This is a genomic window from Streptomyces sp. NPDC044571 (assembly GCF_040647115.1).
Lineage (GTDB): Bacteria > Actinomycetota > Actinomycetes > Streptomycetales > Streptomycetaceae > Streptomyces.
In genome coordinates this window covers 82,842-101,973 of sequence record NZ_JBEZBN010000004.1, presented here as the reverse complement: position 1 = coordinate 101,973, position 19,132 = coordinate 82,842, and the positions used below count along the sequence as shown (strand labels likewise).

Annotated in this window: 20 protein-coding genes; 8 read left to right on the top strand and 12 right to left on the bottom strand. The window is 72.8% G+C overall.

Annotated elements, in window-relative coordinates:
* Complete coding sequence (locus AB0B01_RS03565) at positions 1-882, bottom strand: alkaline phosphatase family protein (protein WP_361712448.1); 882 nt, start codon at positions 880-882, stop codon at positions 1-3.
* A gap of 465 nt (positions 883-1,347) precedes the next feature.
* On the opposite strand from AB0B01_RS03565, the gene AB0B01_RS03560 reads away from it, so the two are divergent.
* Positions 1,348-2,385, top strand: a complete 1,038-nt coding sequence (locus AB0B01_RS03560; protein ID WP_361712595.1) for an alpha/beta hydrolase-fold protein — start codon at positions 1,348-1,350, stop codon at positions 2,383-2,385.
* Here AB0B01_RS03560 and AB0B01_RS03555 read toward each other — a convergent pair.
* Positions 2,363-3,814, bottom strand: coding sequence for a carboxylesterase family protein (locus tag AB0B01_RS03555; protein WP_361712446.1), 1,452 nt, complete (start codon positions 3,812-3,814; stop codon positions 2,363-2,365). The two genes, AB0B01_RS03560 and AB0B01_RS03555, sit on opposite strands and share 23 nt — an antisense overlap.
* A 154-nt stretch (positions 3,815-3,968) precedes the next feature.
* On the opposite strand from AB0B01_RS03555, the gene AB0B01_RS03550 reads away from it, so the two are divergent.
* Positions 3,969-4,295, top strand: a complete 327-nt coding sequence (locus AB0B01_RS03550) for a hypothetical protein (RefSeq protein ID WP_361712444.1) — start codon at positions 3,969-3,971, stop codon at positions 4,293-4,295.
* Between the two features lie 98 nt (positions 4,296-4,393).
* Positions 4,394-4,678 carry a chaplin gene (locus tag AB0B01_RS03545; RefSeq protein ID WP_361712442.1) on the top strand — a complete coding sequence of 95 codons (285 nt, stop codon included), beginning with the start codon at positions 4,394-4,396 and terminating at the stop codon, positions 4,676-4,678.
* 120 nt (positions 4,679-4,798) lie between these two features.
* Here the strand turns inward: AB0B01_RS03545 and AB0B01_RS03540 are convergent, their stop codons facing one another.
* From AB0B01_RS03540 to AB0B01_RS03515, 6 genes are all read right to left on the bottom strand, one after another.
* The gene (locus AB0B01_RS03540; protein ID WP_361712440.1) at positions 4,799-5,662 is read right to left on the bottom strand and encodes a tyrosinase family protein; all 864 of its coding nucleotides are present in this window, start codon (positions 5,660-5,662) and stop codon (positions 4,799-4,801) included.
* Between the two features lie 24 nt (positions 5,663-5,686).
* Entirely contained in the window at positions 5,687-6,052 is a 366-nt protein-coding gene (locus tag AB0B01_RS03535) for a tyrosinase family oxidase copper chaperone (RefSeq protein WP_361712438.1), read from the bottom strand.
* A gap of 59 nt (positions 6,053-6,111) precedes the next feature.
* A complete protein-coding gene (locus tag AB0B01_RS03530) occupies positions 6,112-6,648 on the bottom strand; it encodes a GNAT family N-acetyltransferase (RefSeq protein WP_361712436.1) in 537 nt (178 codons plus the stop codon).
* Between the two features lie 69 nt (positions 6,649-6,717).
* Positions 6,718-7,842 carry an acyl-CoA dehydrogenase family protein gene (locus AB0B01_RS03525; protein ID WP_361712434.1) on the bottom strand — a complete coding sequence of 375 codons (1,125 nt, stop codon included), beginning with the start codon at positions 7,840-7,842 and terminating at the stop codon, positions 6,718-6,720.
* On the bottom strand, positions 7,839-9,035 hold the full coding sequence (locus AB0B01_RS03520; protein ID WP_361712432.1) for an acyl-CoA dehydrogenase family protein: 1,197 nt from the start codon (positions 9,033-9,035) through the stop codon (positions 7,839-7,841). The genes AB0B01_RS03525 and AB0B01_RS03520 overlap by 4 nt, the downstream gene beginning before the upstream one ends.
* Positions 9,032-10,030: an NADPH:quinone oxidoreductase family protein gene (locus AB0B01_RS03515; RefSeq protein WP_361712430.1), complete on the bottom strand. Its 999-nt coding sequence runs from the start codon at positions 10,028-10,030 to the stop codon at positions 9,032-9,034. The genes AB0B01_RS03520 and AB0B01_RS03515 overlap by 4 nt, the downstream gene beginning before the upstream one ends.
* Before the next feature lie 293 nt (positions 10,031-10,323).
* Here AB0B01_RS03515 and AB0B01_RS03510 point away from each other — a divergent pair, with 293 nt between their 5' ends.
* The 3 genes from AB0B01_RS03510 to AB0B01_RS03500 all read left to right on the top strand — a co-directional run bounded on the left by AB0B01_RS03510 (position 10,324) and on the right by AB0B01_RS03500 (position 12,631).
* Positions 10,324-11,022: a hypothetical protein gene (locus tag AB0B01_RS03510; protein WP_361712428.1), complete on the top strand. Its 699-nt coding sequence runs from the start codon at positions 10,324-10,326 to the stop codon at positions 11,020-11,022.
* Positions 10,946-11,314, top strand: coding sequence for a hypothetical protein (locus AB0B01_RS03505; protein ID WP_361712426.1), 369 nt, complete (start codon positions 10,946-10,948; stop codon positions 11,312-11,314). Before AB0B01_RS03510 ends, AB0B01_RS03505 begins: the two co-directional genes overlap by 77 nt.
* Before the next feature lie 408 nt (positions 11,315-11,722).
* Entirely contained in the window at positions 11,723-12,631 is a 909-nt protein-coding gene (locus tag AB0B01_RS03500; protein WP_361712424.1) for an SDR family oxidoreductase, read from the top strand.
* A gap of 430 nt (positions 12,632-13,061) precedes the next feature.
* Here the strand turns inward: AB0B01_RS03500 and AB0B01_RS03495 are convergent, their stop codons facing one another.
* The 4 genes from AB0B01_RS03495 to AB0B01_RS03480 form a co-directional block, all read right to left on the bottom strand.
* Complete coding sequence (locus tag AB0B01_RS03495) at positions 13,062-13,895, bottom strand: enoyl-CoA hydratase/isomerase family protein (protein ID WP_361712422.1); 834 nt, start codon at positions 13,893-13,895, stop codon at positions 13,062-13,064.
* A 45-nt stretch (positions 13,896-13,940) separates the two neighbouring features.
* Positions 13,941-14,705 carry a PIG-L family deacetylase gene (locus tag AB0B01_RS03490; RefSeq protein ID WP_361712420.1) on the bottom strand — a complete coding sequence of 255 codons (765 nt, stop codon included), beginning with the start codon at positions 14,703-14,705 and terminating at the stop codon, positions 13,941-13,943.
* Between the two features lie 87 nt (positions 14,706-14,792).
* Complete coding sequence (locus AB0B01_RS03485; protein ID WP_361712418.1) at positions 14,793-15,878, bottom strand: S-(hydroxymethyl)mycothiol dehydrogenase; 1,086 nt, start codon at positions 15,876-15,878, stop codon at positions 14,793-14,795.
* Positions 15,879-15,951: 73 nt separating this feature from the next.
* The gene (locus AB0B01_RS03480) at positions 15,952-16,884 is read right to left on the bottom strand and encodes a LysR family transcriptional regulator (protein WP_361712416.1); all 933 of its coding nucleotides are present in this window, start codon (positions 16,882-16,884) and stop codon (positions 15,952-15,954) included.
* 71 nt (positions 16,885-16,955) lie between these two features.
* Between AB0B01_RS03480 and AB0B01_RS03475 the strand changes: the two genes are divergently transcribed.
* Positions 16,956-17,852 carry a dihydrodipicolinate synthase family protein gene (locus tag AB0B01_RS03475; protein WP_361712414.1) on the top strand — a complete coding sequence of 299 codons (897 nt, stop codon included), beginning with the start codon at positions 16,956-16,958 and terminating at the stop codon, positions 17,850-17,852.
* A gap of 502 nt (positions 17,853-18,354) precedes the next feature.
* Complete coding sequence (locus AB0B01_RS03470; RefSeq protein ID WP_361712412.1) at positions 18,355-19,107, top strand: transglycosylase SLT domain-containing protein; 753 nt, start codon at positions 18,355-18,357, stop codon at positions 19,105-19,107.
* Positions 19,108-19,132: the final 25 nt, after the last annotated feature.

The following is a 19,132-nucleotide window of genomic DNA, read 5'->3' as shown; positions in this document are numbered from 1 at the left end:
TCAGGACGTCCAGATACCCGTGATGTCCTTGGCGGTGGAGGCGTTCCCGGCATGGGTGGTCAGGCCAGCCAGGCCCTCCAGGGTGCGCAGCACGTCGTAGTGGTTGTACGTGGTGGCCGAGGAGCTGCCGGGCGTGACGGACTGGCCGTAGAACACCGTCGGGATCTTGTTGCCGGAGAGCCGGTTGTCCTCGTCGAAGGTGACGACGAGGAGGCTGTTGTGGGTCTTGGCCCAGTCCGCGTAGGCCTTGAGGTTGTTCTTGAGCCAGGTGTCGCCGGTGCCGACGGAGCAATCGTGCATGTCGCTGCACAGGTTCGGGACGACGAAGGACACCTTGGGGAGGGTGGTGTGGTCCGTGGGGAACTGGGCCATGGTCTTGGCCGTGCTGGTCGGCACGTTGGAGAACGCGAACCAGGGGTTGTGCTTGCGGGCGTACTTGCCGCTGCTGCAGGTGGTGGAGCCCTGGCTGGGCAGGGTCTCGTTGTAACTGGCCCAGCTCTTGCCCGCGGATATGAGCTCGGAGGCGAGGTTGGGCGCGGAGCTGAAGCCCGGCGTGTAACAGCTGTCGTCGGTGACGCCCTGGTGGGAGCCCGAGAACAGCTGGAGGTAGTTGGGCTGGCTGGGGTGCGTGACGCCGTACGACTGGGTGAGGTTGGCTCCCCCCGTCTTGAGGGAGTTGATGTACGGGGCGCTGGAGCTGCCGATGACCTGGCTGTAGGCGTGGTTCTCGAAGACCACGACGACGACGTGGTCAGGGGCCGGGAGCCCGGCTGCGTGCGCAGGCTGGGCGGCGCCGATACCGGCCCACAGGGCCGTGCCCGCGGCGGTGACGCCGAAAGCGGTGGCGAGGGCGGTCTTGCGGCGGGACCAAGAAGAGGTCATGCCAAACACGGGGGATACCTCCGGGCAGAGGGGGTCTGGTGGCGGCGCGGACGCACCATACCCAGGGGCATGTGCATGGGCCAGGGACAGACGGCGAACGGAGCGGGAACTCCGGTGACCGTCCAGGTCTTCGGCAACGGCCAGCCCCAGAGCAACCCAAGAGCTGGAAAAAAAGGGAACCCCGGACCGCGTAAGGTCATCTTTCGAACAGATAGCGACCACCCCGCCCCCCATCGGGCAGCACCAGCTGGAGAGCCACCGCACATGTCGTACGCACCCGACGGACAGCACCAGCCGTACCGGTCGGAAGGGCAGTACCAGCAGCAGCCCTACGGCACGTCGTACGCACAGCCGTACGAACCCCAGGACCAGTACGAGCCTCCGTACGGCCCGCCACAGCCGCCGTACGGCGAGCAGTACTCCGAGCCCGAGCCGCCGCGACGGCGCCGGGGGCGCCGCTGGCTCATGGCGGGTGTCACCGTGCTGGCCCTCGCGGGCATAGCCGCCGGCGTGATGTACCACTTCGAGATACCCCCCTTCACCGACAAGGGGAAGAGCGTCTCCTACGGCGAGCCCGCCGCGGCGGGCAAGACGGACGGCTCGGGCGGCGCCTCCAAGCCGCCCGCCAACTCCAAGGCTCTGATGCCGACCGGCCCCAAGGCCGAGTTCAAGAACTCCATGACCCTGAGCGACGGCACGCACGTCTCCGTCACCACCCTGGACGGCAAGAAGTCCGGCTTCAAGGGCAAGGTCTGGGTGTGGGCGCCCAAGGAGTACAACGACCCGAAGTTCGCCAAGAGCGGCTTCCCCGTCATGATCGCCCTGCCGGGCGGCGCCGGCTACCCGAGCAACTACTGGATGGGCACCGACCTGGGCCTCCAGACCAGCATCAGCAAGTGGTACGCCGAGGGCAAGAGCAAGCCCTTCATCCTCGCCATGCCGGTGCTGAACCCGGCCGGGGACGAGAAGGGCATCTACTGGGACGGCTCCGACATCCCCGGCCAGCCCAAGATGGGCACCTGGCTGACCGAGGACGTCCCGGACCTGGTGAAGGCGAACTTCCGCACCGTGAAGTCCCGTGACGGCTGGGCCTACATGGGCTCCTCCACCGGCGGCTTCGCGAGCCTGAAGGCCGTCCTCCAGCACCCGGACAAGTTCAAGGCCGCCATCTGCTCCGGCCCCGACATCGTCCCGGACTCCTCCCTGTGGAAGGGCCACGACAAGGAGAAGGCGGAGAACAACCCCGAGCTGCTGGCGAAGGCCCTGATCGACAAGAAGGGCAGCCCGGACGTCTACCTCGCCTTCCAGGTCGGCGACAACGAGAGCAACAAGAAGACGCTGCCCGACGTGCAGAAGTTCGTCGCCACCTACGGCAAGGGGCCGATCCACACCAGCCTGAGGGTCATCCCGGGCGGCCAGCACAACGCCAAGACCTACGTGCCGAACATGGGCGAGGGCCCGATCCAGTTCATCAGCAAGGTCATGGAAGGACCGGTGGAGTAACCGCCGGTCCGAACGCCTCCTCGCCCTGTGGCCCGCCGAATTCCATCGGCGGGCCACAGCCGTCCCAGGGCGCCCACCCGGGCTCCCCGGTCACGGCGAAACGCACCCAGGCCTCGTGCATCCGGTCCGCCAGCTCCTGCGGGGCGTCGGGCCCGGCCAGCCAGTGCGCCTCCGGCACGTGGAGCGTGTCGAACACGAAGCCGAGCTCCAGCGCGTGGCAGGCGCCGAGGCCCGGCACGCCGGAGGGCCAGCCGAACTCGTAGACGAAGCTCGGGGCCGTCCGCGCCCCGGCGAGCCGGCGCAGCGGATCGCGCAGCAGCCGGTCGGTCAGCAGGTGGCCCGCGAGTTCGGCCGGCCCCGCCTCGGGCAGGGCGGCGCGCAGCGCCCGTACGGCGGCCCGGTCCTTGCCGGTGCGGATACGGGCCAGCGCCACCGCGAGCGGGCCGAGCCGGTCCAGCAGCCGCATCAGGCCGGTGGGGGCGAGCCAGAGCTGGTACTCCTCGGTGGTCCAGCCCATCAGCAGCGGTACGCCGCTCCGCGCGGCTGCTTCGAGCGGCTCCTCGGGAAGCGTGTCGGGGTCGGAGACCAGGCCGAAGGCGGGTCCGCCGAGCAGCGCTCCGGCGCGGCGCAGCACCGCCCGCTGAGCGGCGATCAGGTCGGGCAGGGCGACGGCGGCGAAGGCCTCCGCGGTCGCGGGCACCTTGAGCAGGGAGGCCATCCGCCGGACCATGGTGCGGACGTGGTCGGGCGGCAGTACCTCGGGCGCGCCGCTCTGCAAGACGGCCTGCGCGAACAGCCCTGCCGCACGGGGGGCGGCGAGCAGGGCACCGACACTGATGGCGCCCGCCGACTCGCCGAAGACCGTGACCCGGGCGGGGTCCCCGCCGAAGGCCGTGATGTTCTCGCGGACCCACCTGAGGGCGGCCATCTGGTCGAGCAGGCCGCGGTTGGCGGGGGCGTCGGGGAAGAGTCCGTAGCCGAGGACGCCGAGGCGGTAGTTGAGCGAGACGAGCACCACGCCGTCGCGGGCGAAGGCGGATCCGTCGTATACGGGCACGGCGGAGGAGCCGCGGGTCAGCGCGCCGCCGTGGAGCCACACCATGACCGGCAGCCCGGCCCCGGCGGTGGGCTCGGGGGTCCACACGTTGAGGTTGAGGCAGTCGTCGCCGGGGATCTCCGGGTCGCACAGCAGCGCGGCGAAGGTCTTGGGGTAGGCCGCCTTGGGTGCGGTGGGCCCGAACGCACCGGCGTCGCGTACGCCGTCCCAGGCGGCCGGGGGTTCGGGGGCGGCGAAGCGGAGGGCTCCGACCGGTGCCGCCGCGTACGGGATGCCCCGGAAGGCGGCGACGCCGTCCGGTCCGGTGCGTCCCTCGACCACGCCCTGCCCGGTGCGGACCCGGGGTCGGCCGCTGCTGCCCGCTGCGCTCATCACGCCCTTCTTGGAAATGGTGCCTCCGTGGAACAGGTGCATCAGGTGTTCCCGTGGTGCGTCCCACCTCCCCCGCACGGTCGCACAGGCCTCCAACGGGTGACAAGGCGTGACCCGTCCGGGGGCGGGCCGGGTTGGGCCGGGCATGCGATCCATGCGTAACCACCCCGGCGCCCGGAGCCTCGTCCGGGCCTGCTCGCTCCCCTTCCTCCTGCTCGCGGCCGCCGGAACGGCGCAGGCCGCGGGGCCCGACTTCCAGTACGTCGGCCAGGACGACCAGGTCCACGGGCTGACCGCCCCGAAGGGCTGCGTCCGCGCCCTGGGCGGCGGCTCCCGGGCGGCCACGAACTCCACCCGCGGGACGGCGACGTTCTACCGGGAGCCGGACTGCTCGGGCCGCCCGCTGGCGGTCCTGGAGGCGGGCCGGGTGGGCCAGATCCGGCCCTACTTCGCGTCCGTGCGGTTTTCCGTCACCAGGTAGGCGCAGCGCCCGTGACCCCTTGGCCTCCGCTGCGTTGTATGCCATGTCAAATGCCGCACTTACTGCTGCGGCGCCCCACATCTCACGAGGAGATCTTGATGTCGCGTATCGCGAAGGCAGTCGCCGTCACCGCTGCCGCCGGTAGCGCCCTGGCCGCCGGCGCCGGGCTGGCCGTCGCCGATGCCGGAGCGCACGGTGCGGCGGTCGGCTCCCCCGGTGTCCTGTCGGGCAACGTCGTTCAGGTTCCGGTGCACATCCCGATCAACATCTGCGGCAACTCCGTGAACGTCGTCGGCCTGCTGAACCCGGCGTTCGGCAACACCTGCATCAACAAGTCGGGCGGCGAGCACCACACCGAGGACAAGGGCGGCTACGGCGGCTGATTCCAGCCCGCCTGACCTGACCAGGCCGAGGGGCCCCCGCCGGTTACGGCGGGGGCCCTTCCCGTGCGCCCCACCGGTCACGCGGTCCTTCGCGGGTCGCGCGGTCACTCGGTCACGCCGTCACTCGTAGCGGTAGACGCCCTCGTGGCTGAGCATGTCGCGGGGGGTGAGGTTCCACGGCGGCATCGGCTCGTCGAGGGCGATCACCCGCCTGCGCTGGAGGTCGCCCGGGGGCAGGGGGGCGGCGGGCAAGTAGCCGGAGTCCGGGTGCCGGCGCTGCCAGCGGTCCCAGAGGAGGTCCACGAAGGCGTGGTGCAGCCAGAACGCCGGGTCGTTGGGGGCCGTTCCGCCCGTCATGTGGCCGCCGATCCACTGGTGCACCTTGTTGTGGTTGCGCCAGCGTTCGCTCTTGGGGGCGGCCCAGCCCTCCAACTTGTTGCGGAAGCCACCGGCCCCGGCCGTGGAGTCCCACGGCGAGCTGTCGTACGTCGGATCGTCGAGCGCCCACTGCAGTTCGGCCGCGGTGGGCAGTTCGATGGGGTTCTGGGGGCGGCCGAGGTTACGGGTGAGGAAGCGCTCCACCGTGAAGCCCACCGTGATCACCCAGTTGCCCTTCTCGTAGGCGAAGGGGCCGGTCATCACCTGGCGGTCGCCGGCGCGGCCGGTGCCGCCGAGGAAGTCGTCGGCCCACAGGGAGGAGACGGGACTGCTGTCCGTGGTCCAGTCCCAGTAGGGGACCGAGACGCCCGGGTCGACGCCTTGGAGCAGCCGCTCGAATTCGAGCAGGTAGCGCCGGTGCCAGGGGAAGAACGACGGCGACATGTGCCCGACGCGCAGCTTGCGGTCCCGGTCGGGGACGAAGTACTTGTCGTGGGTGCGGACCAGGTCGTCGTACGCACCGTTGCGCTTGAGCTCCAGCACGGCCGCCGTGAAGCGCTTCTTCTGCGCGCTGGTCAGGTTCCTCTGGTTCTGCCGGGTGTACATGCGGGGCTCCTCCCGTTCCGTCCGTCAGCCGTGGTGCGGGACCGCGAGCGCCAGCTGGTTGGTGCCGAGTTCGTCGACGGCGGCGCGGGCGAGCTCCAGCGGAGTCTCGAAGGACTGGAAGTGGTTGATCCCGCTCAGGTAGCTGCCGTCGGCGCGTCGCATCACGTGCAGGGGGCGGCCGTCGATGCGGACCCCGGCGGCGTCGACGGCGATGTGCCGGCCCCGGTACGTCTCCTCGGTCAGCGGTGCGGGGGTGAGCGTCTGCCGGGGGCGCCGGGCGCGCAGCACGGGGGCCAGGGCCGCGGCGGCGCCGGCGAACACCGCCGCGGTGAAGGCGGTGCGGAGAAGTGTGCGCCGGCTGAGTGGTGCGGCGGCGGGTGCTGCGTACATGCGGTCTCCCTCGCTCGGTGGTCCGCGCTACGGGGTCTAACGCGGCGCGGCGGGCGAGGTCACCTCGACCGTGCGGGGTGCTTGTAGAAGAGCGTGGTGGGGTGCAGGCGGCCTGCCGGGTCGGCGGCGTAGTCGGGGATGGTGCCGGCTTCGGTCCAGCCCGCGGAGCGGTAGACGCGCTCGGCGCCGCTCCCGGTCTCGGTGTCGAGGAACAGCAGCAGCACTCCGGCCCGGGCGGCCGCCGCCTCGGCCTCGGCGAGCAGGGCGCGGGCCGTGCCCCGGCCGCGTGCCCCGGGGTGGACCATGAGCTTGCGCAGCTCGGCGCGGTGGCGGCCGTTGGGCTTGGACTCCCGGCACCAGCTCACCGTGCCGTCGAGCGGGGCACCGTCGGCGGGGCGGGAGATCCAGAGGGCGAGCGAGCCGTCCTCGACGGCGGGGCGCAGGGAATCCCACCAGGAGGCGGCCTGGCGGTGGTCGAGGTCGGCGAGGAAGCCGAGCGAGGAGCCGCCGCGTACCACCGCGAGAAGGAGGTCGGCCAGCTCGTCGCGGTGCGTGGTGAGCCCGGCGGTGTCGAGTCGGGTGATGACGGGAGCCATCCCCCGAGGATAAGGACCGGCCGTGCGCCCCCGGGGGCCGGGGCTGACGCCCCGGCCCCCCACGGTCCCTCAGGGCGCCGGGAGTTCCGCGAAGTCGGCCACCAGGGCGCGGTGGTGGCCGGCGGTGCCCAGGGCCAGGGAGTCGGCCTTGGCGCGCTTGAGGTACAGGTGCGCCGGGTGCTCCCAGGTCATGCCGATGCCGCCGTGCAGCTGTACGCACTCCTCGGCGGCGCGGACCGCCACGCCCGAGCAGTAGGCCTGGGCGACGGCCACCGTGAGCGGGGCGTCCGGAGCGCCGGTGGCGAGGGCGTCGGCCGCGGCGCGGGCGGCCGCCCGTGCGGAGGCCACGTCCAGCCAGAGCCGGGCGAGCCGGTGCTTGAGGGCCTGGAAGGAGCCGACGGGCCGGTTGAACTGGTGGCGGCCCCGGACGTAGGCCACCGTCTCCGTCAGGCACCACTCGGCGATTCCGAGTTGCTCGCCGGCCAGCAGTCCGGCCCCGGAGAGCAGTGCTCCGGCCACGGCCGCGCGCGCGGTGGCCGGGTCGGCGAGCCGGGTCCCGGCGGCCCCGTCCAGCGTGACGGTGGCGAGCGGCCGGGTCAGGTCCAGCGGGACCAGCGGCGTGAGGGTCACGGCGGCGACCGGAACGGCGTACAGGCCGGTGTCCGCGAGCACGAGCAGGACGTCGGCCGCCACCGCGTCCGCCACCGAGGTGACGGTGCCGGTCAGCTGCCCTCCCCCGGTGTCCCGGACGGCGGCCGGCAGCGGGGCCCCGGGCGCCAGGGTGAGCGGCACGGCCGGTACGCAGACCTGCCGCCCGGAGGCCAACTCGCGCAGCAGGGCGGCCGTGTGGGCCGAACCGGCGGGATCGCAGCCGAGCAGGATCTCCGCCGCCAGCACCGCGCTCGTCAGGTAGGGGACCGGCGCCACGGCCCGCCCCAGCTCCTCCAGGACCACGGCCGCCTCGCGGTGGCCCGCGCCCTGGCCGCCGAACTTCTCCGGTACGAGCAGCCCGGCCGTGCCGATCTCCGCGGCGAGGGTGTGCCACAGAGCGGGGTCGTGCGGGCGGCCGCTCTCGGCCCGGGCCAGTACGGCCGGGGGCGCGCACCGGTCGGCGAGCAGGGCCCGTACGGCGGACCGCAGTTCCTCCTCGGTCTCCGAGTACAGCAGGTCGTAACCTTCGCGCGGGAACGTCATCGGGCCAGGTCCTTCCAGGCGAGGTCCTTGTCGTCGCGCGGTTCGGCGGGCAGGCCGAGGACGCGTTCGGCGACGATGTTGAGGAGGATTTCGCTGGTGCCGCCCTCGATGCTGTTGCCCTTGGCACGCAGGTAGCGGTAGCCGGCGTCCCGGCCGGTGAAGTCGACCAGTTCGGGCCGGCGCATCGTCCAGTCCTCGTACATCAGGCCCTCCTCGCCGAGGAGTTCCACCTCCAGGCCGCTGATCTCCTGGTTGAGCCGGGCGAAGGTGAGCTTCATGCCCGATCCCTCGGGGCCGGGCTGCCCGGCGGCGAGCTGCTGGCGCAGCCGTTCGCCGGTGAGGCGGGCGACCTCGGCCTCGACCCAGAGGTCGAGCAGCCGCTGGTGGAGGGCGTGGGTGCGCAGTGCGGGGCGTTCGCGCCAGGCGGCGGCGACGGGGGCGATCATGCCGCCCTCGCGGGGGATCCGCATGCCGCCGATGGAGACGCGTTCGTTCATGAGGGTGGTGCGGGCGACCTCCCAGCCCTGGCCGACGGCCCCCAGGCGGTGGGCGTCGGGGATCCGGACCCCGGTGAGGAAGACCTCGTTGAACTCGGCCTCGCCGGTGATCTGGCGCAGCGGCCGCACCTCGACACCCGGGGCGTGCATGTCGCACAGGAAGTAGGTGATGCCCTGGTGCTTGGGCAGGGCGGGGTCGGTGCGGGCGATCAAGATGGCCCAGCGGGCGGTGTGGGCGCTGGAGGTCCACACCTTCTGGCCGTCCACCACCCATTCGCCGGCCGACTCGTCGAGGACGGCGCGGGTGGCGAGCGCGGCCAGGTCGGAGCCGGCGCCGGGCTCGCTGAACAGCTGGCACCAAACCTCCTCGCCGACCCACAGGGGGCGCAGGAAGCGCCGCTTCTGCTCGTCGGTGCCGTAGGCCAGGATCGTGGGCGCGGCCATGCCGAGGCCGATGCCGATCCGGCGCGGGTCGTTGTCGGGGGCGCCGGCGGCCTCCAGTTCGGCGTCGACGACGGCCTGGAGGGTGCGGGACGCGCCGAGTCCGCCGAGGCCCTCGGGGTAGTGGACCCAGGCGAGGCCGGCGTCGAAGCGGGCGCGCAGGAAGTCCGTGCGGCCGGTGGTGGCGGGCGGGTGGGCGGCGAGCAGGTCGCGGACGCGCAGGCGCAGGGTGTCGGCGGTGACGGCGGGGGTCATCGGGCGGCTCCTGCGGCGGGGGTGGGGGCGGTTGCGTCCAGGGCCGGTACGACGACCAGGCGGCCGGTGGTGCTCCCGTCGGCGAGGCGCTGGACGGCGTCGGCGGCCGCCGCGAGCGGGACGCGTTCGCTGACCAGGGGGGTGATGGCGCCCTGGGCGGCGAGGCGGGTGAGTTCGGTGTGGCAGGCGAGGATGGCGGCCGGGTCCTTGGTGGCGTAGAGGCCCCAGTGCAGGCCGAGGATCGCGTAGTTCTTGACCAGGGCGTGGTTGAGAGCGGGGGCGGGGATGGTGCCGCTCGCGAAGCCGACGACCACGATGCGGCCCTCGAAGGCCACGCACTTGGCGGAGGCGGTGTAGGCGTCGCCGCCGACCGGGTCGTAGACCACGTCGGCCCCGCGCCCGCCGGTGAACTCCTTGACCCGGGCGACCAGGTCCTCGCTCGTCCGGTCGATCACCAGGTCGCAGCCGAGCTCCTCGGCGGTGCGCGCCTTCGCCTTGCCCCCGACGACGCCGATGACGGTGGCGCCGGCGGCCTTGCCGAGCTGGACGGCGGCGCTGCCGACACCGCCGGCCGCGGCGTGCACGAGGAGGGTCTCGCCGGACTGGAGCCGGGCGCGGCGGTGCAGGCCGAACCAGCCCGTCTGGTAGCCGATGTGGAGGGCGGCCGCCTGGGCGTCGTCGAGGGTCTCGGGGGCCGGCAGCAGGGCGCGCGCGGGCGCGGTGACGTACTCGGCGAAGCCGCCGTGGGGCAGGCTCGGGTTGGCGATGACGCGGCGGCCGTCCTCGGTCTCGCCGCAGATCTCCACCCCGGGGGTGAAGGGCAGCGGCGGGCGGATCTGGTACTGCCCGCGCACGAGCAGGGCGTCGGGGAAGTTGACGTTGGCCGCGAGCACCTTGAGCCTCACCTCGCCCTCGCCGGGCACGGGTTCGGGGACCTCTTCGAGGCGCATCGCCTCTCGGGGCTCGCCGGGGGTGTGTACTCGCCATGCCTGCATCCGGGGCCTCCAGCCGCCGTCGAGGGGAACCACGCTCCGCGGGCATACTAAGCGGTCGCTTGCCACTTTGGGAACCATCGGTCGTCGGCCGGCGTGCGGTGCCCGACGGCCGGCGTGCCGGCGGCCGACGGCCGTCCGGGGGTGTGCATTCGAACCCGTTCGGGGGGGGTGGGGAAGATGGGGAGGCACGTGTCTTCTGCATGTGTGGCCGGCACGTGTGCTCTGCACGTGTGCTCTGCACGTGTGCTCTGCACGTGTGCTCTGCACGTGTGCTCTGCACGTGTGCTCTGCACGTGTGCTCTGCACGTGTGCTCTGCGGGCCGGCGTGTACGCCGGACATCCTCGGGCTGCCGGCACTCGGGGCCGGGCCCGCGACGGACAGCGCCGTGCGCGCCTTCGGGAGCGGTGGGTTGTTGGCGGGCGACGGCGCCGGACTGCCCGTGTACTGGACGGCCGACCACGCGGTCCACGCCGTCGCGATGCCCGAGGGTTTCGTGTTCGGCGAGGTCCGCGCCGTGAACGCGAAGGGCCTGATGGTGGGCACCGTCCGGCGCGCCAACGACTACGGCACCGCCGTCGGGTTCACGTACCAGCAGGGTGCGGCGGCGGTCCGGCTGGTCAGCGGCGGAACCACCGCGAGCGCGGTGACGGACGTCAACGACTCGGGCCGCTTCGTCGGCATGGAGGCGGGCGTCGCCAAGGAATGGCTGAACGGCGCCGTGGTGCGCGAGCTGCCCGTCCCCGCGGACGCCCACCCGAGCACGAAGATCGTTTCGGTGGACGGGATCAACGCGCGCGGCGACATCGTCGGAACGGCCCTGACCTCCTACGTGGAGGAGGACGAGCGAGCTCAGGAGCATGAGCTTCCCCGTCGTGTGGCCCGCGGGGGGCGGCTACCCGCCGTACAGCCTCCCCGTGTGGACCCAGGGCGACCGGACGGTCCACACGTCCGCGGCCGGCATCGACGAGCGCGGCCGGGTCGCCGGCTGTGAGCACCTCACCTTCGACGCCGTCAGCCCTGGCGCGAACGTGGCCGTCGGATCGGCCGTCACGTTCGTCGACGGGTACCCCAACTTCCTCCACGCCGCGTACTGGCCGGGCACGGGGGCCCGGGCCCCGATGGCACTCCCGCACCCCGCGGGCGCGAGCCCCGACTCGGGCAGCTCGACCTTCGCGGCCTCGGACGACGACCGGGTGGGCGGCACCTTCTACGACTGGGAGACCATGAAGAGCAGCGCCGTGGTGTGGAGCTGCGCGAGCAAGCAGGCCTACGTGCCGAAGTAGCGGGGTGTTGCGGGCTTGGTGACCGGGTGCGGGTGACCGGGTGCGGGTGACCGGGTGCGGGTGACCGGGTGCGTGGTGATCGTGGGCGTGGTGATCCCTCGCGTGGCGATCGGGCGTACGGTGACCCGCGCGTGGTGACCGTAGACGTGGTGACCGCGGACGTGGTGACCGCGTGGGCGGTGAGTGCGTGGGTGGTGACCGCGGGCGTGGTGACCGTGGGCGTGGTGATTGGGTGCGTGGTGACCGCGGGCGTGGTGACTGCGTGCGTGGTAACTGCGTGCGTGGTAACTGCGTGCGTGGTAACTGCGTGCGTGGTAACTGCGTGCGTGGTAACTGCGTGCGTGGTAACTGCGTGCGTGGTTACCGCGGGCATGGTGATCTGAGCGCCCGCACGCTATCGATGGGCTTATGGAGAACCCCTCGCACCCTCCCGCGCCCGGTCTGCCCGCGCCTCCGCCGCCCGGTGCCGCCGCCCTGCCTCCCGGTACGTACGCCGGGCAGGTGGTCCTCGTGACCGGCGGGGGCACCGGGCTCGGCAAGGCGATCGCCGCCGAGTTCGCCCGGCTCGGCGCGGACCTGGTCATCGCCGGACGGCGGCCCGAACTGCTCGCGGCGGCCCGGGAGGAGCTGGCGGCCGTCCCGGGCGCGGGGCGGGTGACGGCGGCCGTCTGCGACATCCGGGACCCCGAGCGGGTCGCGGAGGTCTTCGACGCGGCGCAGGCCGCGCTCGGGCCGCCGGACGTCCTGGTCAACAATGCGGCCGCCAACTTCCCCTGTCCGGCCGAGGACTTGTCCCCGAACGCCTGGCGAGCCGTCGTCGACACCACCCTGACCGGCACCTGGTTCATGACACGCGAGTTCGGCCGCCGCCACCTGGCGGCCGGCACCCCCGGGTCGATCGTGAACATCGGAGCGTCCTACGCCTGGACGGGCGGGCCCGGCTTCGCCCACAGCGCCGCGGCCAAGGCGGGGGTGAAGAACCTGGTGGAGACGCTCGCCGTGGAGTGGGGCCCGTACGGCATCCAGATCAACGGCCTCGTCCCCGGCCTGTTCCCGCACGCCGACATGACCGGGGACATCCGCGGCGGCCTCGACCGGGCGGCGCTCGGCGGCCGGGACGCCCGCCAGCCCGCCCTCCGGGTCGGCGTTCCCCGCGAACTCGGCTGGGCGGCGACCTTCCTGGCCTCCCCTTACGCCCGCTTCGTCACGGGCCACACCCTGGTGGTCGACGGTGCGAACTGGCAGCGCCGCTCCCTGGTCAACCCGGAGGTCACCCCGCTGCGCGAGCAACTGGGCCGCGGTCCGTTCGTCCCGTGAGGGGGGAGCCCCGCGTCCGGGGTCGGTGGGGTTCGGGGGCGTCCCGTCAGTCGACTGTCCTTCCGTGTCGGTCCGGGCCGTCAAGGGCGCTCACTGCGTTCGCGTCGCTTCGCGATGGCCTTCGGCCACCCTTGACCGCCCGGCCCGCCCCGGAAAGACAACAGACTGCCGGGAAGCCCCCGAAGGATGGCCGGGGGGGTCGTGTTCAGGAGCGGCGGTGAGGGGCGGGCCGGATTCCGTTGCCGTGTCTCCTTCGGGGCCGATAGATCCCCTTTCCGAGCCCAGGTCGGGTCAAGCCGCAGTCGGCCCATCAGATGGGCATCGGGGCCATCCAGGCCACCGTCGCGTCAGATCGCTACACAGCCCGTCTCGGCTTGGCGTCCGCCGCCCGTCTGGGGTTGCCGGGAGCCGGGTGGCTCGGGGTCCGTGCTCAGCCTCCGGTGAAGCGGGGCGGGCGGCGGGTGGCCTTGGCCGTGTAGCCCTCGCGGCAGTCCTCCGAGGTGAGGGTGAGGGCCGCTGTCAGGGCCACGCGGTCCAGGGCCGGGGGCAGGGCGGCGTCCGCGTAGGCGTCGATCGCGCGCTTGATGCCCTGGACGGCCAGGGGTGCGTTCGCCGCGATCTCCGTCGCCAGCTCGCGGGCGGCGGTGTCCAGGGCGTCGCGGGATACGAGCAGTTGGACGAGTCCGAGGCGTTCGGCGGTTGCGGCGTCGATGCGGCGGCCGGTCAGGGCGAGGAGCTTGGCCCAGCCCGCACCCGCCTCGCGGGCGATGCGCAGATCGCCTCCTGCGTCCACCGCCACGCCGAGCTGCGCCTCCGGCAGGGCGAAGACGGCGTCCTCGGCGGCGATGCGGATGTCGGCCATCAGGGCCAGTTCGAAGCCGAAGCCCAGGCAGTAGCCCTGGACGGCGGCCAGCACGGGTTGCGGTAGGCGCCCCAGGGCGGCGAAGCGCTCGTGGGCCCAGCGGATGCCCTCGTAGTAGTTGCGGGTCCGCTCGGCGGGCGAGGCGCCCGTGATGGCGCTGCCGGGGGCCGTCACGTCGATGCCCGCGCAGAAGGCCCGGCCCTCCGCCCGCAGGAGGACCACCCGTACCGCCGGGTCGAAGCGGATGCGGTCCGCCAGCAGGCCCAGCTGGCGGGTGGACTCCCAGCTCCAGCCGTTGAGGGTGGCCGGGCGGCAGAGGGTGAGGAACGCCATGCCGTCCTCGACCTCCAGACGGATCCGTTCCTCGCCCTCTGCGACCTCCGTGCTCGTGGTGTCGATCAACGGCCCCCCATTGGCTGATCGGCCGTCAGCTTAAGGGGCCGGTGCTCAGCGCGGGAAGAGCTCGAACGCCACCGCCGGGCGGCCGCCGAAGCGGGCGGCGACCTGTCGGGCGTTGTCCGTGAGGAAGCTGCGGCAGTACTCCTCCGGGTCCTGATCGGTGAGGACTTCTATGTACGCCTTGTGCTCCATCAGGGACCTGATCGAACGCTCCAGGCCGGGGCCCGCGTCCACCGCGTGCGTCGGCGTGGACGAACCCGCCACGGCGACCCAGCGCACGCCGTTCCACGGCTCCAGACCCTGTTCGGAGATGAGCTCCGGGAAGATCCACCGGTTGCCCGCGTCGGCGGCGGCGTCGAGTGCGGCCCGGCCGACGGCCTTGTGGTCGGGGGTGTTCCAGTAACCGCCGCCGCCCTGGCCGCCCCAGGTGTCCCGGTGGTTGAGGGTGACCAGCAGCTCGGGGCGGTACCGGCGGATCGCCGCCGCGATGTCCCGGCGCAGGTCCAGGCCGTACTCGACGACACCGTCGCGGTAGTCGAGGAACTCCACCGTGGAGACCCCGACGACAGCGGCGCTGGCCCGCTGCTCGGCCTCGCGCAGCGGGGCGCACTCCTCGGGCGGGAGCGTGTCGATACCCGCCTCACCGCGGGTGGCCAGCAGGTAGACGACCTCGCGGCCGCCGTCCGTCCAGTGTGCGATCGCGGCGGCGCCGCCGTATTCCAGGTCGTCGGGGTGGGCGACGACGGCGAGGGCGCGCTGCCAGTCGGCGGGCATGGGCTCCAGGGGCGCGAACTGATCCATTCCTTCGGTCATGCCCGCACCCTAGGCGAAGCCGCCGACGGAGGCGGGGCTTCGCCCGGACCGGCCCGCGGGAGTGTGCTCCTGCGGGCCGGCGGAGGGTCAGAAGGTGACGACCGAGCGGAGGACCTCGCCGCGGGACATGCGGGCGAACGCGTCTTCGACCCCGTCCAGCGGGATCGTCTCGGACACGAAGGCGTCGAGGTCGAGACGGCCCTGCAGGTAGAGGTCGATGAGCAGGGGGAAGTCCCGCTCCGGCAGGCAGTCCCCGTACCAGGAGGACTTCAGGGCGCCGCCGCGGCCGAATACGTCGAGGAGCGGGAGTTCGAGCTTCATGTCCGGTGTCGGGACGCCGACCAGGACGACCGTTCCGGCGAGGTCGCGGGCGTAGAAGGCCTGCTGGTACGTCTCGGGGCGGCCCACCGCCTCGATGACCACGTCCGCGCCGTTGCCGCCGGTGAGTTCCTGGACGGCCTTGACCACGTCCTGGGTGCGGGCGTTGACGGTGTGGGTGGCGCCGAGGCCCCGCGCCCACTCCAGCTTGCGGTCGTCGAGGTCGACCGCGATGATCCGTGCGGCGCCGGCCAGCCGCGCGCCGGCGACGGCCGCGTTGCCCACTCCCCCGCAGCCGATGACCGCGACGGAGTCGCCGCGTCCGACGTTGCCGGTGTTCAGGGCCGCGCCGAGGCCGGCCATCACCCCGCAGCCGAGGAGTCCGGCGGCGGCGGGCGAGGCGGCCGGGTCGACCTTGGTGCACTGCCCGGCCGCGACCAGCGTCTTCTCGGCGAACGCCCCGATGCCGAGCGCCGGGGAGAGCGGGGTGCCGTCCTCCAGGGTCATGGGCTGCGCGGCGTTGTGCGTGGCGAAGCAGTACCAGGGGCGACCGCGCTTGCAGGCTCGGCAGGTGCCGCACACGGCCCGCCAGTTGAGGATCACGAAGTCGCCGGGCGCGACGGAGGTGACGTCCGGGCCCACGGCTTCGACCACCCCGGCGGCCTCGTGGCCGAGGAGGAAGGGGAACTCGTCGTTGATGCCGCCCTCGCGGTAGTGCAGGTCGGTGTGGCATACCCCGCAGGCCTGGACCTTGACCAGTGCCTCGCCCGGTCCCGGGTCGGGCACGAGGATCGTCGTCGTCTCCACCGGTGCGCCCTTGCTCCGTGCGATGACTCCTCGTACGCGATGCGTCACGTCGTACCCCGCTCTGATCGGTTCTGTCTGGATCCACGAACGTACACGGACGGGGCGGCGCAGGGGAGTTGTGTCACGCCGCGGCGTCGGCGGTGGCGAGTTCCGGCGGTAGCGCGGCGCGAAGTGCCGCCCCGAAGGCGGCCACGGCCGGGTGGGCGGCGGCGCCGCTGCGGAAGGCGATCCTGGTGCGGCGTTCCATGCGGAGGCGGGTGAGGGCCACCGCCGGGTCCGCGGGTCCCATGACGCCGAGCTGCGGTACGACGGCCACGCCCTGGCCGGCCGCGACGAGCGCGAGCACGGTGGCGAACTCGTCGACGTGGTGGCGGATGCGCGGGCTGAAACCGGCGGCCTGGCAGGCCCGTACGGTCATGGCGTGGCAGAGGGTGCCCGGGGTGGCGACGATCCACGGGGCGTCCGCGTGGCTCCGCAGGACCGCCCGCTGGTCCGCGGCGGCCTCGGCGGGGGCACCCGGGGCCTGGGGCGCGGCGAGATACATGGCTTCGCCGTAGAGCGGCTCGGCGGTGATCCCCGGCTCCTGGGGCGCGGGCACGAAGTCGTACTCGTGGACCAGCGCCACGTCCAGGTCCCCGGCTCGCAGCGCGTGCGCGACCGCCGCCGGGTCGGTTTCGGAGACCATCGGCTCCAGCCCCGGGTGCAGCCGCGCCAGCGCGACCAGGGCGGCGGGCACGACGGCCCGGGTGGCGGTGGGGAACGAGCCGATCCGCAGGGCACCGGCCAGTCCGCTGCGCGCTTCGGCGAGATCGGCCTCCGCCTGCTCCAGCCGTTCCAGTACGGCATCGGCGTGCCGGACGAGGTGCTGTGCGGCGGGGGTGAGGCGGACCCGGCGGCCGGTGCGCTCCAGGAGGGGCAGGCCGGCTTCGCGTTCCAGGACGCCGAGTTGCTGGGACACGGCCGAAGGGCTGAAGGCGAGGGCGTCGGCCACCGCGGCGATGGTCCCGCGGCGGGCGAGTTCGCGCAGCAGGCGCAGGCGTCGTACGTCGAGCATCGACTCAGCTTACGGTTGGGGTAAGGAATGCGAACTGGATTTGGCGCTACGGGGCCGCCAGGCTCGTCGGCATGGCACAAAACCTCTCCCTGCACGGGATTCACGTACCGCTCGTCACGCCCTTCACCACGGCCGGGGCCGTCGACCCCGGCGGGCTGGAGGCGCTCGCCCACCGGGTGCTGGACGAGGGGGCCGACGGGATCGTCGCCCTCGGCACCACCGGGGAGGCGGCCACCCTCGACGAGGCGGAGCGCGACCTCGTCGTCGACGTCTGCGCACGGGCCTGCCGGGAGCGCGGGGCGGTGCTGACCGTCGGCGCGGGGGCGAGCGGGACACGGGCGAGCGAGGCGGCGCTGGCCCGCCTGGCGCGGTGGCCCGAGGTGCGGGCGGCGCTGGTGGCCGTGCCGTCGTTCCTGCGGCCCTCGGCAGCCGGGGTGTTGGCTCATTTCACCCGGCTGGCCGAGGTGAGCCCGGTGCCGCTGATCGTCTATCACATTCCGTACCGCACGGGGCAGCCGCTCGACGCGGCCGCGCTGCGGGCGCTCGGGGAACTGCCGGGGGTCGCCGGGGTGAAGTACGCGGCCGGCGGCATCGACCAGGACACGGTGGCGCTGCTCGGTGACCTGCCGGACGGCTTCGCCGTGATGGCGGGGGACGATGCGTACGCGTCGCCGCTGCTGGCGCTCGGGGCTGCGGGCGGGATCTTGGCCTCGGCACATCTGGCGACGGCCCGGTTCGTGGAGCTCGCGGCGGCTTGGCGGGCAGGTGAGGCCGCTCGGGCGCGGGAGCTGGGGCATGCGCTGGCCCGGCTGTCGGCGGCGGCCTTCACCGAGCCCAATCCGGCGGTGATCAAGGGGGTCCTCCATGCACAGGGCCACATCCCGACGCCGGACGTGCGCCTGCCCCTGCTCCCCGCGAGCGGGGCCGCGGTGCGGGCGACGCTGACGCAGCTGGCGCGCACGCCGTAGGGCCGGGCGGCCCGGGGCCGGAGTCCAAGGACGCTGCCCGCGCCCCGGACCCCCGGGGACGGCGCCCGGGCCTCCGGACCTCCGGGAGCGGGTCCGGGGGTCCGGATCACGGCGGGCGACAGGGCCGATCGCGCCGGAAAGGGCGTGTGATGAGGTATTCGCCTGCAACAGGTGGGACGCCCGAATCGGATACGGATAGAGGCGACTTGTCCGTTTTACCTTCGAGGTCCTTTAAACCGTGATGTGAGTCACTGCGCCGACCTCAACATCATTTGCCCGTCGGGGCACCATTCCCTTTTCCCGGAAAGGATTTCGGCTATTGGCCGGAGAAGTCCCCAAGGTCATTTTCCGAGCCGATACGGGGAAGTCGATCACCCGGTGGAATTCGAGCCTTGTTCCCGCCCGGCGGACTCGCTTACGGTCACGTCGTTCCCGGCGGGCAGCTGCCGAATCCGGCCGCCGCCAGGGCTCTCCCGTACCCCCACACGTGAGGAATTCCGCCATGCCCGCACTGGGTAAGCACCGCCGCCCCAAGCAGAACCCGGTCGTCCGCAAGCTGGCCTTCGCCGGCACCGGCGGGGCGGCCCTGGCCCTCCCGCTGATCAGCGCCACCACCGCCGGGGCGGCTGTCACGCAGCCCGCCGTGGCGGCCGCGGCGAACACCGTGGCGCTGCCCGCGGCCAAGGTGACCGCCGAGAAGAAGGCCTCACCGGCGACCTACTCCGTGGCCGTCGGCGACACCCTGTCGAAGATCGCGGCGGAGCACTCGGTGAGCGGCGGCTGGCAGGCCCTCTACGCGGCCAACAAGACCGCCATCGGCAGCAACCCCTCGATCATCCGCCCCGGCCTCAAGCTGAGCCTCGGCACCGCCGCGAAGGCGGCGGCCGGCAAGGCGAAGGCGACGCCCGCCGCTGCCAAGCCGGCCACCACCTACGCCAACAACCTCGACGGGTGGATCCGCGAGTCGCTGGACATCATGGCGAGGCACGGAATTCCCGGCAGCTACAACGGAATTTATCGCAATGTGATGCGTGAGTCCTCGGGCAATCCGCTCGCCATCAACAACTGGGACTCCAACGCGGCGGCCGGCATTCCCTCCAAGGGTCTGCTCCAGGTCATCGACCCCACCTTCCGCGCCTACCACGTTCCCGGTACGTCGCTGGACTCGTACGACCCGGTCGCCAACATCACGGCCGCCTGCAACTACGCGGCCGCCCGCTACGGTTCGATCGACAACGTCAACGGCCCCTACTGACGAGGGCCCACCAGGGGGTGCCCAC

What these genes read in the sequence shown, in the direction of transcription:
- AB0B01_RS03480 (WP_361712416.1), bottom strand. Translation starts at nt 16,884, where the DNA reads ATGCTCGACGTACGACGCCTGCGCCTGCTGCGCGAACTCGCCCGCCGC.
- AB0B01_RS03530 (WP_361712436.1), bottom strand. Translation starts at nt 6,648, where the DNA reads ATGGCTCCCGTCATCACCCGACTCGACACCGCCGGGCTCACCACGCAC.
- AB0B01_RS03560 (WP_361712595.1), top strand. Translation starts at nt 1,348, where the DNA reads ATGGCGGGTGTCACCGTGCTGGCCCTCGCGGGCATAGCCGCCGGCGTG.
- AB0B01_RS03470 (WP_361712412.1), top strand. Translation starts at nt 18,355, where the DNA reads ATGCCCGCACTGGGTAAGCACCGCCGCCCCAAGCAGAACCCGGTCGTC.
- AB0B01_RS03520 (WP_361712432.1), bottom strand. Translation starts at nt 9,035, where the DNA reads ATGACCCCCGCCGTCACCGCCGACACCCTGCGCCTGCGCGTCCGCGAC.
- AB0B01_RS03475 (WP_361712414.1), top strand. Translation starts at nt 16,956, where the DNA reads ATGGCACAAAACCTCTCCCTGCACGGGATTCACGTACCGCTCGTCACG.
- AB0B01_RS03555 (WP_361712446.1), bottom strand. Translation starts at nt 3,814, where the DNA reads ATGAGCGCAGCGGGCAGCAGCGGCCGACCCCGGGTCCGCACCGGGCAG.
- AB0B01_RS03515 (WP_361712430.1), bottom strand. Translation starts at nt 10,030, where the DNA reads ATGCAGGCATGGCGAGTACACACCCCCGGCGAGCCCCGAGAGGCGATG.
- AB0B01_RS03500 (WP_361712424.1), top strand. Translation starts at nt 11,723, where the DNA reads ATGGAGAACCCCTCGCACCCTCCCGCGCCCGGTCTGCCCGCGCCTCCG.
- AB0B01_RS03525 (WP_361712434.1), bottom strand. Translation starts at nt 7,842, where the DNA reads ATGACGTTCCCGCGCGAAGGTTACGACCTGCTGTACTCGGAGACCGAG.
- AB0B01_RS03540 (WP_361712440.1), bottom strand. Translation starts at nt 5,662, where the DNA reads ATGTACACCCGGCAGAACCAGAGGAACCTGACCAGCGCGCAGAAGAAG.
- AB0B01_RS03535 (WP_361712438.1), bottom strand. Translation starts at nt 6,052, where the DNA reads ATGTACGCAGCACCCGCCGCCGCACCACTCAGCCGGCGCACACTTCTC.
- AB0B01_RS03545 (WP_361712442.1), top strand. Translation starts at nt 4,394, where the DNA reads ATGTCGCGTATCGCGAAGGCAGTCGCCGTCACCGCTGCCGCCGGTAGC.
- AB0B01_RS03490 (WP_361712420.1), bottom strand. Translation starts at nt 14,705, where the DNA reads ATGACCGAAGGAATGGATCAGTTCGCGCCCCTGGAGCCCATGCCCGCC.
- AB0B01_RS03550 (WP_361712444.1), top strand. Translation starts at nt 3,969, where the DNA reads ATGCGTAACCACCCCGGCGCCCGGAGCCTCGTCCGGGCCTGCTCGCTC.
- AB0B01_RS03565 (WP_361712448.1), bottom strand. Translation starts at nt 882, where the DNA reads ATGACCTCTTCTTGGTCCCGCCGCAAGACCGCCCTCGCCACCGCTTTC.